The 15,321-nt window shown below is 70.9% G+C and carries 12 protein-coding genes; 6 read left to right on the forward strand and 6 right to left on the reverse strand.

Features of this window, described 5'->3' with window-relative positions; all coding sequences use genetic code 11:
* Nucleotides 1-49 precede the first annotated feature (49 nt).
* Nucleotides 50-1,888, reverse strand: coding sequence for a dihydroxy-acid dehydratase (ilvD, locus tag ACFOY2_RS18495; RefSeq protein ID WP_379529282.1), 1,839 nt, complete (start codon nt 1,886-1,888; stop codon nt 50-52).
* Nucleotides 1,889-2,034: 146 nt separating this feature from the next.
* Here ilvD and ACFOY2_RS18500 point away from each other — a divergent pair, with 146 nt between their 5' ends.
* Complete coding sequence (locus ACFOY2_RS18500) at nt 2,035-4,731, forward strand: hypothetical protein (protein ID WP_379529283.1); 2,697 nt, start codon at nt 2,035-2,037, stop codon at nt 4,729-4,731.
* Here the strand turns inward: ACFOY2_RS18500 and ACFOY2_RS18505 are convergent.
* Nucleotides 4,728-5,510 (reverse strand): thioesterase family protein, encoded by a 783-nt coding sequence (locus ACFOY2_RS18505; protein WP_379529284.1) that lies wholly within the window; start codon nt 5,508-5,510, stop codon nt 4,728-4,730. The two genes, ACFOY2_RS18500 and ACFOY2_RS18505, sit on opposite strands and share 4 nt — an antisense overlap.
* Nucleotides 5,511-5,607: 97 nt before the next feature.
* On the opposite strand from ACFOY2_RS18505, the gene ACFOY2_RS18510 reads away from it, so the two are divergent.
* Nucleotides 5,608-6,321: a TetR/AcrR family transcriptional regulator gene (locus ACFOY2_RS18510; protein WP_379529285.1), complete on the forward strand. Its 714-nt coding sequence runs from the start codon at nt 5,608-5,610 to the stop codon at nt 6,319-6,321.
* On the opposite strand, the gene ACFOY2_RS18515 is transcribed toward ACFOY2_RS18510, so the two are convergent.
* Nucleotides 6,306-7,133, reverse strand: a complete 828-nt coding sequence (locus ACFOY2_RS18515) for a nuclease-related domain-containing protein (RefSeq protein WP_379529286.1) — start codon at nt 7,131-7,133, stop codon at nt 6,306-6,308. The genes ACFOY2_RS18510 and ACFOY2_RS18515 overlap by 16 nt on opposite strands.
* A 239-nt stretch (nt 7,134-7,372) precedes the next feature.
* Between ACFOY2_RS18515 and ACFOY2_RS18520 the strand changes: the two genes are divergently transcribed.
* Together ACFOY2_RS18520 and ACFOY2_RS18525 are read left to right on the forward strand one after the other, a co-directional pair.
* On the forward strand, nt 7,373-7,663 hold the full coding sequence (locus ACFOY2_RS18520) for a hypothetical protein (RefSeq protein WP_379529287.1): 291 nt from the start codon (nt 7,373-7,375) through the stop codon (nt 7,661-7,663).
* A gap of 5 nt (nt 7,664-7,668) precedes the next feature.
* Entirely contained in the window at nt 7,669-8,034 is a 366-nt protein-coding gene (locus tag ACFOY2_RS18525; RefSeq protein ID WP_379529288.1) for a DUF5130 family protein, read from the forward strand.
* A gap of 17 nt (nt 8,035-8,051) precedes the next feature.
* Here the strand turns inward: ACFOY2_RS18525 and ACFOY2_RS18530 are convergent, their stop codons facing one another.
* The 3 genes from ACFOY2_RS18530 to pepN form a co-directional block, all read right to left on the reverse strand.
* Nucleotides 8,052-9,002, reverse strand: a complete 951-nt coding sequence (locus ACFOY2_RS18530; protein ID WP_379529289.1) for a hypothetical protein — start codon at nt 9,000-9,002, stop codon at nt 8,052-8,054.
* 87 nt (nt 9,003-9,089) lie between these two features.
* The gene (locus ACFOY2_RS18535; protein ID WP_379529290.1) at nt 9,090-10,364 is read right to left on the reverse strand and encodes a serine/threonine-protein kinase; all 1,275 of its coding nucleotides are present in this window, start codon (nt 10,362-10,364) and stop codon (nt 9,090-9,092) included.
* Nucleotides 10,365-10,541: 177 nt separating this feature from the next.
* Nucleotides 10,542-13,106: an aminopeptidase N gene (gene pepN / locus ACFOY2_RS18540; RefSeq protein WP_379529291.1), complete on the reverse strand. Its 2,565-nt coding sequence runs from the start codon at nt 13,104-13,106 to the stop codon at nt 10,542-10,544.
* Nucleotides 13,107-13,213: 107 nt separating this feature from the next.
* On the opposite strand from pepN, the gene ACFOY2_RS18545 reads away from it, so the two are divergent.
* Nucleotides 13,214-13,816, forward strand: a complete 603-nt coding sequence (locus ACFOY2_RS18545) for a mycothiol-dependent nitroreductase Rv2466c family protein (protein ID WP_379529327.1) — start codon at nt 13,214-13,216, stop codon at nt 13,814-13,816.
* Nucleotides 13,817-13,909: 93 nt separating this feature from the next.
* Complete coding sequence (locus ACFOY2_RS18550) at nt 13,910-15,313, forward strand: aldehyde dehydrogenase family protein (protein WP_379529292.1); 1,404 nt, start codon at nt 13,910-13,912, stop codon at nt 15,311-15,313.
* Nucleotides 15,314-15,321: the final 8 nt, after the last annotated feature.

Genomic DNA, 15,321 nt, shown 5'->3' on the forward strand with positions numbered 1-15,321 from the left:
TTTCGAAAACCTGTCCGGTGAGTGAGGTGGCCCACCGGACAGGTATTCATCACTTCGACAACTGGGACAGATCGCGCGACGCGCCGGTGGAGGCGGACGTGGTCATCGCCGCGTACGCCTGCAGCGCCACGCTCACCGGCCGGCTGCGGTCGCGCGGCCGGTAGCCGCCCAGGTCGGCCAGCAGCCGCACACGCCGCGCCGCCAGCACGTCCTCGGGCACCCGCAGCTCCATCGAGCGGCCTGGGATGTCGATGTCGATGATGTCGCCATCCTCGACCAGCGCGATCGCGCCGCCTTCCGCCGCCTCGGGCGAGGCGTGCCCGATCGACAGGCCGGAGGTGCCGCCGGAGAAACGCCCGTCGGTGATCAGCGCGCAGACCTTGCCCAGGCCCCTGCCCTTGAGGAACGAGGTCGGGTAGAGCATCTCCTGCATGCCGGGGCCGCCCTTGGGGCCCTCGTAGCGGATGACCACCACGTCGCCCTCCTTGACCCGCCCGCCGAGGATGCCCTCGACCGCCTGCTCCTGCGACTCGAACACCACCGCGGGCCCGCTGAACTTCCAGATCGACTCGTCGACCCCGGCCGTCTTCACCACCGCGCCGTCGCGCGAGATGTTGCCGTAGAGCACGGCCAGGCCGCCGTCGGCGGTGTAGGCGTGCTCAAGGTCGCGGACGCAGCCGGCCGAGCGGTCGACGTCGAGGGAGTCCCAGCGGTTGTCCTGGGAGTAGGCCTTGACCGTGCGCACGTTGCCCGGCGCGGCGTGCCACAGCTCCACGGCCTCGGGCAGCACGGCGGGCGAGCGCACGTCCCAGGAGGCCAGCATGTCGGCGAGCGTGCCGCCGTTCACGGTGGGCACCTCGCGGTGCAGCAGCCCGCCCCGGTCGAGCTCGCCGAGGATGGCCGGGATGCCGCCGGCGCGGTGGACGTCCTCGACGTGGTACTTGTTCGTGGCCGGGGCGACCTTGCACACGCACGGCACCCGCAGCGAGATCTCGTTGATCTCCTTGAGCCCGAAGTCGACCCCGGCCTCGCGGGCCGCGGCCAGGATGTGCAGGATCGTGTTGGTCGAGCCGCCCATGGCCACGTCGAGCGTCATCGCGTTCTCGAACGCCTCGCGGGTGGCGATCGAGCGCGGCAGCACCGACTCGTCGTCATCCTGGTAGTAGCGGCGGGTGATCTCCACGAGCTGGCGGCCGGCGTCCTCGAACAGCTTCTTGCGCGCCTTGTGGGTGGCCAGGATCGTGCCGTTGCCCGGCAGCGCCAGGCCGATGGCCTCGGCCAGGCAGTTCATCGAGTTGGCGGTGAACATGCCCGAGCAGGAGCCGCACGTCGGGCAGGCGCTCTCCTCCATCTCCAGCAATTCGGCGTCGGAGACGGAGTCGTCGGCGGAGGCGATCATCGGGTCGATCAGGTCGAGCTTCTTGCCCGGGGTCTTGCCGGCTTCCATGGGGCCGCCGGAGACGAAGATCGTCGGAATGTTCAGCCTGAAGGCGGCCAGCAGCATGCCCGGCGTGATCTTGTCACAGTTGGAGACGCAGATCAGCGCGTCGGCGCAGTGGGCCTGGACCATGTACTCGACGGCGTCGGCGATCAGTTCGCGCGAGGGCAGCGAGTAGAGCATGCCGCCGTGGCCCATGGCGATGCCGTCGTCCACCGCGATCGTGTTGAACTCGCGCGGGATCGCCCCGGCCTCCCTGATCGCGGCCGAGACCACGTCGCCGACTTCCCTCAGATGAACATGACCGGGCACGAACTGGGTGAAGCTGTTGGCCACGGCGATGATCGGTTTGCCGAAATCGCTCCCGGCTACGCCGGTCGCCCGGAGCAGGGCCCGGGCACCGGCCATGTTCCTGCCGTGGGTGACTGTACGTGACCTGAGGGCGGGCATTGCGCATCTCCCATCGCTAGCAAGTCTTCACATTTTACGGCCACCGCCCGGTAGTTGAGACGCCTGTCCACACATCGGACACTTGGTTACCGGATCGTTCCGCAAACGCGGCCGACACCCCGCCGAACTCGTGTTAGAGAGATCAGATGAGCCATGGCGGCATCATCTTGGACGACCCGGCCAGGGTCGGCAACTTCATCCACACGATAGACCGCCTGTGCCGCAGACCGGCCAGGGGAGAGGGAGTCCAGGACTCCCCGCACGTCGCCAGGCGGCCGTTGCTGGCCAGGTGGCGCGGCGTCAGCGACGACGGACAGTACGTCGATCGCCGGGGCGTCCCCCTGGTACGGCTGAGCGAGGCCGGCGACTGGCCGTCGATCCTTGCGCCGCGGGGCAAGCCCGCCACGCATGTGATCTCGCCGGGCATCCCCCGCGCGGACCCTGACGTCCAGCCGGGGGAGGACGCGCCGAAGATCCTCTCGCGCGTCGTGGTCGCGCTGCGCAGCACCAGGCTGCGCTTCCCCCACTACCGCCTGGTCGCCCAGCTCATGGAGAGCCTGGCCGACTCCCATGGCAAGGAGGAGCGGGCCCGCAGGATCCTGCGCGAGGCCGACCGCACCTGGGGCTGGGGCGTCGAGACCGCCGACAAGGGCGCGGAGCACGTGCCCTTCCCCGTCAACCTGCTGCTGCGGCTTTTACCCGGGTTCGTGCACGACCTGCGGGTCAGCGGGCGCGTGCCACTCCTGAGCGGGCGTTTCCGCCGGCTGCGGCGCGTGCTTTCGCAGGGCGATTCCAAGGCGCCGGGCGTCCCCGCGCTGCTGGCCGCCTTCGACCCGGCCGACGAGGGCCGGGCCGCGCGGGTGCTGCTGTCGGCCTTGATGGACGACCTGCACCGGCAGTACAGGCGCTCTCCGCTGCACGTACGCGGCGCGGGCCACGTCTTCTACCCCCTGCTGCTGCTCAACGAGCACGCGGGCCCGCTCATGAAGCTGATCGAGGAGCGGCGCGCCGACCTCGGCAGATTCGACCCGGTCGTGGTCGTCTCCTACACCCCTGGCACCGTCCCGCTGGAGGACGACGAGGAGCCCCTGTGGCGGCTCGTGCGCTGGCGCAGAGAGCTGGTCACGGCCGCCGAGCCCGACGCCTGGCGGCAGGCGCTCATGGCGCCGCTGGTCATCACGGCGCCGCCCGTTCCGCCCGACCTGACCAGGTACGACGCCGCCGAACCCACCTGGGTGCCGCCCGCCCGCGTGGCCCCGTGGTGGTCGACGTGGACGGCGATCGCGCTGTTCTGGATGGCGCTGGCGGGCGCGGTCGGCGCGTACGCGGGCCAGACCGCCGCCTGGCAGCGTAGCGCCTGCGCCGACGGCCTGTGGACCCCGTGGACGGAGAGCGGCAGGCAGTTGGCCGGCACCCAGTGCGTGGGCGTGGCCGAGCCCGACTACCTGTTCACCCCGGGCAACGCCGAGATGGTCCGCGTCCAGGCCGTGCTGCAACGGGAGAACGAGCGGGCGGCCCGGCTGCACGAGGGCAGCGAACGGCCGTACGTGACGATCGTCTACCTGGCGGCGCTGACCTCCTCCGACCGCGACACGCTGGCCGCCGCCAGGGAGGGCCTGGCAGGGGTCGCGATCGCGCAGAAGCGCCAGAACGGCTCCGCCGGCCCCAGCGAGCCGCTGATCCGCATCCTGCTCGCCAACGCCGGCGGCCGGATGGAGCACGGCTCGCGCATCGCCAGGCTGCTGCTGCGCTACCGCGACGACGAGGCGCCCATCGTGGGCGTGGTCGGCCTGGACCAGAGCCGCCAGGAGACCGTCGCGGCCATCCAGGAGTTGGGCAAGGCCGGGCTGCCCATGGTGGCATCCACGCTGTCGGCCGACCGTTTGGTGAGCGAGTCGCCGTTCTACTTCCAGGTCGCGCCCCAGAACTCCAGGCAGGCGTGGATGGCCGCGGCCTTCGCCGACTCGCTGGTCGAGAAGGGCGAGGTCAAGCGGCGGGCCCGGGTCTACTACTCGCACGACGTGACCGACTACTACGCCTCCAACCTCGCTTCCCGGGTCGTGGCCCGGCTCAAGGATCGTGGTTTCGCGGTCGAGAGGCGCCGCTTCACGCCGGTCGGGTCCGCCAAGCCGGGCCCCGACGACAGGAGCGAGGACGTCTACGACGGGGAGCCGAGGGACGCGGGCGTGTCGGCGTGCGGGTTCGAGGGCCTGGTGTACTTCGCGGGGCGCGGCATCCCCGACTTCGCCGAGTTCGTCAAGGGCGTGGCCGACAAGTGCGCGGGGTCGCCGCCGACCATCCTCGGCGGCGACGACGTCACCAGGTACGTCGCCGACGTCCGCGTCAGGTCGGCCGTCAGCGGCGTGGGCTACTACTACCAGTCGTTCGCCGTCGCGCCCAACAAGTGCGGGCAGCCGCAGCGGCACGACTTCTACGCCGACCTGTTCGCCACGTTTCCCTTCGAGTGCGAGGAGCCCGGCCCTGGACGGACGCTCGACGGGCACGCCGCCCTGTCGTACGACGCCGCGGAGACCATGATCACGGCGATCCGGCGGCTCGGGAAGGAACGGCACCGCGTACCGGTGAACTCTTACTCCGTCTGGCGCCAGCTCGGCACCCTGTACACGCCCGACCAGAGCGGCCACGCCATCGAGGGCGCCACCGGCGCGCTCGATTTCGGCGCCGGCTCGCCTCGTCAGTACCCGCTGGACAAGGCCGTGCTGGTCCTGCGGGTCAAGGGCGCCGAGCGGCCCACCCAGGTGGGCGCGTGCGGCGACATCACCAGGGCGGCCAAGGCCGAGTTCTTCCCGTGGTGCGGCTCGGTCCCGACGATCTACCGTTAGCCGGGCAGACGTACGGCGGCGAGCTGGGTCGACTGCGCCACCAGGCGGCCCTTGTCGTCCCAGACGTGGGCCACCTCGTCCATCCGGTCGCCGCCGACGTCCGTGGCCGTCAGCCGGACCCTGATGGGGCCGGGGGCGGGCAGCCTTCGGATGTAGGCCGAGAGCTGGATCGTCGGCACCCACCCCGACAGCCCCAGGTCGAACGAGACCGGCGGCACCGGGTCGAGGGCCACCAGCAGGCTCAGCGGGTCCCAGTCGGAGCCGTCGGCCAGCCGCTGCCAGGTCGCGATGAGGCCGCGCCTGGACGGCGCCCCGAAGGCGAAGGCCAGGTGCTCGGGGTCGATGCGCTCCTCGACCACGGCCATCAGCGGCACGTGCATGTCCGCGCCGGGCGGGTCGACGGGCGCCAGGAAGCAGTCCTGCTCGGGAGGCAGCGCGACCGGCTCGTGCGCCGACCACCAGGGGTCGGACTCGTCCAGCAGGCCGAGCGTGACGTGCGCCTCGACCCGGATCCTGCCCTCCTGCACCAGCGCCGCCCTGACCTGGGCCACGCTTCTGCCGACCCGCAGCGTCTCCACGCGCGCGACCGCCTCGCCGGGCTCCGGCGGCTCGACGAAGGTGCCGCTGACGGCGGTCACGTGCGGATGCCCCTCGCCGGCCGCGCTCTCAGAGGCGGCCCTGCCCAGCACGGCCAGCAGGTAGCCTCCGTGCAGGCGGGTGCCGACGCTCCACTGGGCGTCGAGTTCGGCGTCGAACACGCCGTCGCCCCGTGCAGTCACAGCAGTTGCTTCCCGAAAAGTCCCCATTTTTCGTCATATCCCTTCGCCAAGGACCTCAGGTTGACATCGTTAACCTGACGGCGTCAACGTGAGATACATGACCACCAGACGCGTACGCGCCCGGCGCGGAGAAGGGCTGCTGCTACGGGAGGAGATCCTGCGCGCGGCCGAGGACCTCCTGGCGGAGTCCGGCACCGAGGACGCGCTCACGCTGCGCGCGGTCGCCCTGCGCGCGGGGGTGTCGACGCCCTCGGTCTACCTGCACTTCGCCGACAAGGAAGCGCTCGTCGAGGCCGTCTGCATGCGGGTGTGGCACGAGCTCGGCAGACTGTTCAGCGAGAATCTGGAGGGCGACCCGCTGCTCGCCCTCGGCAGATGCGCACGCGCCTACGCCCGCTTCGCCCTCGACCACCCGGTGCAGTACCGGGTGCTGATGATGCGGCCGTCGACGGGGCCGGACGTGCCGCCGGCCGCGGCCGAATGTTTCCGCCACATGGTGAACGCGGTCTCGGCCTGCGTGCAGACCCGCGTCTTCGAGGGCGACCCCGAGGAGCTCGCGCTCGGCCTCTGGTCGGCCGTGCACGGCTGCGTGTCGCTGTTGATCGCGCAGCCGTCGTTTCCGTGGCCGCGCGACAGGGAGGCGCTCATCGACCACATCGTGCGTATCGCCGGATTCGGCACCGCGCTCTACTCGCGCCTTCCTCAGGCGCTCCCGCCGAGCGCGGAACTGGCCGCCGGCCTCGACGACTTCGGCGTACGGCTGTCCCGCGGGGCGGGGCCCCGCGGGGACGCGAATCAGCCTTCGCCGTAACGGGCCGGCAGCACCTCGGCGGCGATGTCGAAGATCCGGTCGATCTCGCCGTCGGTCAGCGCCCGCTCCCGCTTGGTGATCCACTTGCGTGCGCGGTCGCCCTGGTAGACGTCCACGCCGCGGATCGTCATGATCTTCCACGGCACCGGTGGGCCGTAGATGGCCAGGGAGGGCACCACCGCGACCTCGCGGCCGAACGACTTGGTGATCAGCTCGCTGGCCTGGGACGCCTCCCACTTCGCCTCGGTCAGACGGGGTTTCATGTCGAACGGGCCGTGGAAGAGCTTCTTGCCCATCTGCACGCGTACGGGCAGCCGCTTGTCCCACTTCTCCGAGTCGACCGCGTACACGCCTGTCGGGCCCACCACGAGGTGGTCGATCTGGGCCTCGCTGCCCGGGATCGCCCTGGCGTGCAGCGTGCGATAGCCGTTGCGCTCCAGTTTGCGGAGCTGCGCTTCGGTGCGGCGCTCAGCCACGGACGTCCGCCGCCAGGCAGGCACGGACGAGTGGTGGCGCGCGCGATAGACCGCATCGGCGACGGCCGCGATCACGGCCGCCGTCACGCCCAAGCGCCAGTCGCGCACAAGAAAGCCCACCACGAGGCCGACGACCACCGCCAGGATCGCGCGGTTGCGCAGGTGGCGGACGCGTGGCTGTTGCAGCAGGCTACGCACGGACACGCGTTCGATCGGCGCGTACGTGGTGGTGGGCGCCGATGGCGTCGCGGCAGCGGTCTGCTCACTGTCTGGTCGGTCGCTCACCCAGATCGGCGACGCGTTGGGACCGTCTTCTCGCTGGTTGTCGGAGTCCACGTCACTCACCGTAGCTCGCGATTCTCATCGATTCCTAGTGTTGCCCTGTCCATAGTTTTATGGCCCGGCTCGTCGTGTTCCACGCGTGATTTCGGGGTATCTATTACGTTCTTCTCTAGAGATGCCTCGGGCGCCGGCAACGGTCGCCCGTCCCCATCGAAGATCTTAACCCGGTGATCGACCGAGGACGCTCCGCAAGGGGTCTGGCCGGACCCGCCGCCGAGGATTACGGTCGAGTTGTGAACAGCGCGGTGGAGATTCTGTTCTTCCTCATCGGGGTGTCCTTGGGGCTGTTCCTCCTGATCAGCCTGCTGGTCCTGCTGCCAGGACGAGGCGTGCGGCGCCGCGTCGAGTCGGGCCCGGTGTGGCTCGGCGGCCCCTCCGGGAGCGAGCGCGGCGTGAGCACGTCGGGCCTGGTGCTGACCGACCGGGTGCCGCACTGGGCGGAGGTCCCCGAGGACGACTGGGTGGCCGCGGCCGAGAGGGCCGAACCCGGCGGCCGTGCAGGCGGCGCCTCCGCGGGATGGTGATGACGATGCGCGGACTGACGGCCGCACAGGCCGACGACATCAGACAGGCCCTGCACACCGCCGAACGGCGCAGCGGGCTGCGGTTCGGGGTGTTCCTCGGGGAGCCGGCGGCCGGCGGGCGGCGGCACTTCGCCGAACGCCTGCACGCCGCTCTGGGGGCGCAGGCTCCCGACGCCGTGGTCGTCTTCGTGGACTTCGAGGGCCGGGGCCTGGAGATCGTCACGGGGGAGCAGGCCAGGCGGCGGCTCAGTGACAGCGCCTGCCGGCTGACCGCGATGTCCATGGCCACCGCGTTCAGCGTCGGCGACCTGGTGGGCGGCCTGCTGTACGGCATCGCCGCCCTCGGCGAACAGGCCACGGCCCACCGCTGAGCCGCCCCGCGCCGGGCTCAGGCGCGTTCGAGCAGGGTGACGACGTGTTCGCTGACCCCGCGCAGCAACGTCGAGGGCTCGATCGGCGCATCGGCCACGGCCGAGAACAACGCGGGCAACCCCGGCAACGGAAAGCCGTCCTCTTTCAGGGCCGAACCACCCACGGCGTTCTTGTCGAGCCCCACCCGGCTGCGCTCCCAGGCCTCCAGCACCTCCTCGGGAGACGGCACCCCGAACCCGTGCCCCACCGGCGCGGCGTGCCGCAGCCGCACCAGGGGCGTCTCGGCGAAGGCCAGCGCCGTACGCGCCCGAAGCTGCAGGTCGGCGCGCGAGTCCGGCGAGACCCAGTCCATGGCCGTGCACGGGTTGCGGCAGGTGGCCACGCACACCCCGAGGGCGCCCGCCACCTGGCTGTGCTGGCGGTCGAAGTAGGCCCGCCACCCCTCGCCGGGCTCCACCGACACCCGGAGCGTCCTGTTGGTGGCCGACTGCTCGGACTTGGTGTGGTCGCACTCCCGATCGCCGATCACGCCGAACCGGCTTCCGGCGGCGCTCAGCCCCTCGGGCCAGCGCGCCGGGTCGCCCGCGTGCCCGAGTTGCGGCTCAAAGGCCAGCAGCGGCAGGTACTCGCTGGCGATGTGCACGGCCGCGATCATCGGGCTCAGTTCGCGCCGGTACCACCGTACGGCGATGACCTCCAGCAGCAGCCCGTACGCCGGCCGCAACGACTCCAGCGCCCCGCGGGGCTGCTCGCGCGGCGTCTGCGGCATGTGGCAGGCTCGCGCGCGCCGTCGCAGGTCGGCGGGCACGCCCTTCGCCTCGGCCGCGAAGTCCTCGGCGTCGAGCGAGAGCAGCCGCTGACCGAACTCACACACCTCCGCGATCTCTTCCTTCGGCGCGAGAGCTCCGAGGTCGGCGAAGGCGTAGCGGCGGGCAAGGGCGATGAGCAGGTCACGGGTCGAATCCACGCGATGACTTTCTCACGATCGGAGAGGGGTTGCGGACACAGAAGCCGGACACGCCGGATTCTGCCGGATATCGCGTAGATAGCACCGTTATGGGCAAGGAGCCCGGATGCACTGGATGTCGCCGGGCGGCCGGCTCACCGTGGGCTCGGAGGTGGGCTCCTCGGGGGACGGCGGCGTGGTGGGCGGCTCGGTCGGCTCGGGCTCCGACGGCGTCGGAGTGGGCGTGGGCGTCACCGTGGGCGTGGAGCTCGGCACCGTCGTCGTGGCGGACGGCACCGGGAACGTGCGGGTCGCCCGGGGCGTGGGAGTGCGCTTGGGCGGAGCCGTCGTCTGCCTGACGGTGGACGGCGAGGCCATCGACGGGATGATCTCGACGGTGGTGCCGCCGGCGGACGATGGCGGCGCCTCGGTGCCGGTCATGGGCGGGGAGGGCCGCAGCCAGACCGAGCCGGCCACCGCCGCGGTCACGGCCACGGCGGCGATCATCGTGAGCACCGCCCGCAACGTACGCCTGGGCCGCGGCACGGGCAGCTCTGCAGGGGCGGCCAGCGCCTTGCGCGTGACCTCGGCCATCAGCTCGGCCGTCTGCCAGCGCCGGTCGGGTGTCTTCTCCAGCGCCCGCTCGACCACCTGTCGTGGCCCTGGCGGAATCTCGTCGGGCAGCGGGGGGATGGGAGAGTTGAGGTGCTTGAAGATGATCTGTACGGGCGTGTTGCCCTCGAACGGCAGCCGCCCTGTCAGGCACTCGAACGCCACCACGCCCAGCGCGTAGACGTCGACCGCGGGTGTCACGTCGCTGGCCGTGGCCATCTCGGGGGCGCAGTAGCCGGCCGAGCAGAGCATCGTGCCCGTGGCCGTCAGGTGGCCGGCGGAGGCCGAGTGGGCGATGCCGAAGTCGGTGAGCGCCACGCCGCCGTCGGACCTGATCATGAGGTTGGCCGGTTTGACGTCGCGGTGCACGATGCCGTGCGCGTGGGCGGCGGCCAGCGCGTCGGCGACCTCCGCGACCAGTCGCATGGTGGCCTCGGGGCCGAGCGAGCCGCGCCGCAGGACGTGGTCGAGCGACTCGCCGCGCACGTACTCCATGACCAGGAAGCTCACCTGGCGGCCCATGACCTCGCAGGTGCCGTAGTCGTAGACGTCGACGACGCCGGGGTGCCTCAGCGTGGCCATGGCCCTGGCCTCGTTCAGGAAGCGCTGGGTGAAGGTGGGGTTGTCGGTCAGGGCGGGAGTGAGCACCTTGACGGCCACCTCGCGGCCGAGGACCGTGTCGTCGGCACGCCAGACCTCGCCCATGCCGCCGCCACCCAGGCGAGCGGTGAGCACGTAGCGATCGTTGAGGGTGGTCCCCGCGCCTAGCACGTAATCGAGGCTAACATCGCACGTCGGATGGCATCGCCAACTCGGAGCACACATTCGACGGGTCGGCCGCGGGTTGTTCGAAGACGGTCCGGGGACGTTAATTCACACCCCCCTTTCACGCCCCCGTCCGGACGCGAAAAGGCCCCCGCGGTCGCGGGGGCCTTCACCGGGAGCGTGTCAGGCGGACGCGGCGTCCTTCTCGCGGTTGCGCAGCGCGCGGCTGACGCCGTCGGCGCCCTCCAGGACCAGTCGCCGCAGCGCCTGCGGCGGCTGCGCGGCCTGCAGGTAGTCGTGCGCGGCCTGGACCGTCTCCGGCTCGATGACCAGCGCCGGGAAGCAGCCCACCGCGAACGACGACGCCTGGTCGAACGTCCACTCCTGGTAGATGCGCCCGACCTCGGCGAAGTACTTCTCCCTGAACGGCTCAAGCAGCTCGGGGTGGCTGGGGTCCTGGAACCCGCTGATCGTCGTGCGGGCGATGTGGTTGGCCAGCTTGCCCGCGACGATCCGGTCCCAGGCCGCCGACTTGGCCTCGGGCGTCGGGATCGCGGCCCGGCACAGGGCCGCCGAGCGCTCACCCGTCGCCGTAGGGTCGCGCTCCAGCTCGGCGTCGATGTCGGACTCGTCCAGCTTGCCGCCGCAGACCAGCGCGTGGACCAGCGACCAGCGCAGGTCGGCGTCCACGGTCAGGCCCTCGGGCACCGCCGAGCCGTCGAGGATGCCCTGCAGCACGGCCAGGTCCTCATCGACGCCGGCCACCGCGGCGAACGCCTGCAGGAACGCGAGCTGGTGGTCGGAGCCCGGCCTGGCCGCGGCGAGCCGCGCGCGCAGCTCCGTCGCCAGCAGCCGCAGGCCCTCCTGCCGCCACGCCGGGTCGGCGTACTGCTGCACGGCCTGGCGCGCCTGGCGCAGCACCGTCTGCAGGACGGTGAGGTCGGTGACCGTGGCGGCGCCGGAGACGACCAGCTTGACGTAGTCGCGCGTGGACATCTCGCCGTCGCGGGTCATGTCCCAGGCCGCCGACCAGCACAGCGCCCGCGGCAGCGACTCGGTGAAGCGCGCGATGCCGCCGCCCACCAGCGTGCGCAGGGAGTCGTCGTCGAGGCGGATCTTGGCGTAGGTCAGGTCGTCGTCGTTGAGCAGGACCAGGTCGGGCTGCTCCTCGCCGACGAGCTCGGCCACGGACGTGCGGGCGCCGACCACGTCCAGCTCCACCCGCCTGGTGCGCCTCAGCTCGCCGTCGGCCAGGGAGTAGAGCCCGACGGCGATGCGGTGCGAGCGCAGCGTCGGATAGTCGGCCGGCGCCTCCTGCAGCACCTCGAAGGAGGTGAACCGGCCCTGCGACACCTCGAACGACGGGCGCAGCGTGTTGACCCAGGCGGTCTCCAGCCACTCCTTCGACCAGGAGGACAGGTCGCGGCCCGAGGTCCGCTCCAGCGCGGTGAGCAGGTCCTTCAGCTCGGTGTTGCCCCAGGCATGCTCGGCGAAGTAGTCGCGCACACCGGCCAGGAAGTTGTCCAGGCCCACGTAGGCGACGAGCTGCTTGAGCACGCTCGCGCCCTTGGCGTAGGTGATGCCGTCGAAGTTGACCTCGACGGCCTGCATGTCGGGGATGTCGGCGGCGATGGGGTGGGTGGAGGGGAGCTGGTCCTGGCGGTAGGCCCAGGCCTTCTCGACGTTGGCGAACGTGGTCCACGCGCCCTTGCCCCACCGCGTGGCCTCGGCCTGGGCCAGCACGGACATGTAGGTGGCGAACGACTCGTTCAGCCACAGGTCGTCCCACCAGCGCATGGTGACCAGGTCGCCGAACCACATGTGCGCCATCTCGTGCAGGATCGTCTCGGCGCGCCGCTCGACCACCGCGTCGGTGACCCGGGAGCGGAAGACGTAGTCCTCCAGGAACGTCACGCAGCCCGCGTTCTCCATGGCGCCGGCGTTGAACTCGGGCACGAAGAGCTGGTCGTACTTGCCGAACGGGTAGCGCAGCCCGAACACCCGGTGGAAGAAGTCGAAGCCCTGCCTGGTGACCTCGAGGATGTTGTCGGCGTCGAGGTGCTCGGCCAGTGAGGCCCTGCAGTAGATGCCCAGCGGGATGCCGTCATGCTCGGAGGTCACCTTGTGGTACGGCCCGGCCACGAGCGCGGTGATGTAGGTGGAGATGGCCGGTGTGGGCGGGAACTCCCACCGCCGGGCGGGAACGTTCACGGTGTGCTTGCCGCTCTCGCCGGGCAACGCCACCACCTGTGAGGCGGCGGCGTTGGAGACGACCTCCCAGTCGGCGGGGGCCAGCACCGTGAGCTGGAAGGCGGCCTTGAGGTCGGGCTGGTCGAAGCAGGCGTACATGCGGTGGGCGTCGGCCGTCTCGAACTGGCTGTGCAGGTAGACCTTCTGGTCGACCGGGTCGACGAAGCGGTGCAGGCCCTCGCCGGTGCGCATGTAGGCGCAGTCGGCGTCGATGCGCAACTCGTTGTCGCCGGCGAGCGAGGGGAGCGGGAGACGGCCCTTCTCGGCGTCGTAGCCGGCGACGTCGAGGTCGTGGCCGTTGAGCGTGACCTTGCGCACCTGTGCACCGTGCAGGTCGATGAACGTGGAGGCGCCCGGTTGGCCGCAGGCGAAGCGGACCGTGGTGACGCTCCCGAAACGCTCGTCTCCCTCCGTCAGGTCGAGTGCGACCTCATACGACTCGACCTTCAACAGCCGGGCGCGTTCGCGAGCCTCGTCCCGAGTCAGGTTGCCTGCCAAGTTGTGCTCCTTTTCGCCACTTCGTCGGGGTTGTCCGTATCCTGCCATGCCGGGAATACGATCCGAACCACCTCAGGTTATGGCCACACGTGACTGAAAAGATTCCCGTGGACCTGTGGTTCGATCCTGCCTGTCCCTTTGCATGGGTTACGTCACGATGGCTGCTCGAAGTAGAGAAGGTACGTTCGATCGAGCCGCGCTGGCGCATCATGTCCCTGTATTTCCTCAACAAGGACAAGGACATCTCCGACGACTACCGCAAGAGCACCGAGAGGAGCCTCGGGTCGGTCAGGGTGATCGCGGCCGCCGCCGCCAAGCACGGCGACCACGTCATCGGCGAGCTCTACACCCAGTTCGGCACCCGCCTGCACAACGAGGGGCTCGGCAGGCAGCCCGAACGCCTCCGCGAGGTCCGCGAGTCGGCACTCGAAGCCGTCGGGCTCGACAAGTCCCTGGCCGACGCCGCCGGCTCCGACGAGTGGGACGAAGCGATCCGCGCCTCCCACGAGGAGGGCATCGGCCTCGTCGGCGAGGAGGTCGGGACGCCGGTCATCCGCGTCGGCCCCAACGCCTTCTTCGGCCCGGTGATCACGAAGATCCTGCGCGGCGACGACGCGGGCAGGCTCTGGGACGGCGTGCTCGCCGTCACCGCGTACGAGGACTTCTTCGAGCTGAAGCGCACGCGCACCAAGCGCCCCACCTTCGACTGACGTACCCGATTGTCGGGCGGCGGGGGACGAGACTTGTCCTCCGCCCAGCCGGGCCCTCGCATTGTCTCCTGCGGCGCTGTCAGGATGGGTGCCATGCGTCAGCTCTATATCGGCGGCTCCTGGACCGCTTCTGCGTCGGACGAGCCCATCGAGGTCGTCAACCCGGCCACGGAAGAGACCATCGACCGCGTGCCCGCGGGCTCTCCCGACGATGTGGAGCGGGCTGCGGGCGCCGCCAGGAAAGCCTTCCCCGCCTGGTCGGAGATGGCCGCGGCCGAACGCGGCAAGCTGCTCGCCGACGCGGCCGAGCTGCTGAGACAGCGCGCAGGCGACATCGCCGAGATCATCGCCACCGACATGGGCGCCCCGCTGAAGTTCGCGCTCAAGACGCAGACGCTCATGCCGGCGACCGTGCTGTCGTCCTACGCCCAGCTCGCCGAGAGCCACCCGCGCGAGTCGCGCGTCGGCAACTCCCTCGTGGTCAAGGAGCCCGTCGGCGTGGTCGCCGCGATCACGCCGTGGAACTACCCGCTGCACCAGATCATCTGCAAGACCGGGCCCGCGCTGGCCGCCGGGTGCACCGTGGTGCTCAAGCCGAGCGAGGTGGCGCCGCTGGCCGCGTACGCGCTGGCCGAGATCTTCCACGAGGTGGGCCTGCCCCCGGGCGTGTTCAACCTGGTCAGCGGGCGCGGCCCGGTCGTCGGAGAGGCCATGGCCGCCCACCCCGAGGTGGACATGGTCTCCTTCACCGGCTCGACCGCCGCGGGCCGGCGCGTGGCCTCGCTCGCCGCCGAGTCGGTCAAACGGGTCGCGCTGGAGCTCGGCGGCAAGTCGGCCAACATCATCCTGCCCGACGCCGACCTGGCCCTGGCCGTCAAGGTCGGGGTGGCCAACTGCTTCGTCAACGCCGGCCAGACCTGCTCTGCCTGGACCCGCATGATCGTCCACCGTGACCAGTACGACGAGGCCGTCCGCCTGGCCGTCGCGGCCGCGCGCGGCTACACCGTCGGCGACCCCTTCGACGAGTCGACCAGGCTCGGCCCGCTGGTCTCCGCCGCCCAGCGCGACCGGGTGATCCGCTACATCAACCGGGGCGAGGAGGAGGGCGCCCGGCTGGTGACCGGCGGCACCGAGCGCCCGCACGAGCGGGGGTTCTACGTCGAGCCCACCGTGTTCGCGGCCGTGGAGCCCGGCATGACGATCGGGCAGGAGGAGATCTTCGGGCCGGTCCTGTCGCTGATCCCGTACACGGGCGAGGAGCAGGCCGTCGAGATCGCCAACGACACCAAGTACGGCCTGGCCGGCGCGGTCTGGTCGGCCACGGAGGAACGCGCGCTCGCCGTCGCGCGCCGGCTGCGCACGGGGCAGGTGGCCGTCAACGGCGGCCGGTTCAACCCGCTGGCCCCCTTCGGCGGCTACAAGCAGTCGGGCGTGGGCCGCGAGCTCGGCGAGCAAGGGCTGGAGGAGTTCTTCGAGGTCAAGTCGATGCAGCTGTGACCGTTGCT

Origin of the sequence: Nonomuraea purpurea, from assembly GCF_042650645.1 — a bacterium.
Taxonomy (GTDB): Bacteria; Actinomycetota; Actinomycetes; order Streptosporangiales; family Streptosporangiaceae; genus Nonomuraea; species Nonomuraea purpurea.

Excerpts from the sequence above, each read along its gene's own strand:
- ilvD (WP_379529282.1), bottom strand. The coding sequence starts at position 1,888 with ATGCCCGCCCTCAGGTCACGTACAGTCACCCACGGCAGGAACATGGCC.
- ACFOY2_RS18500 (WP_379529283.1), top strand. The coding sequence starts at position 2,035 with ATGAGCCATGGCGGCATCATCTTGGACGACCCGGCCAGGGTCGGCAAC.
- ACFOY2_RS18510 (WP_379529285.1), top strand. The coding sequence starts at position 5,608 with ATGACCACCAGACGCGTACGCGCCCGGCGCGGAGAAGGGCTGCTGCTA.
- ACFOY2_RS18525 (WP_379529288.1), top strand. The coding sequence starts at position 7,669 with ATGCGCGGACTGACGGCCGCACAGGCCGACGACATCAGACAGGCCCTG.
- ACFOY2_RS18550 (WP_379529292.1), top strand. The coding sequence starts at position 13,910 with ATGCGTCAGCTCTATATCGGCGGCTCCTGGACCGCTTCTGCGTCGGAC.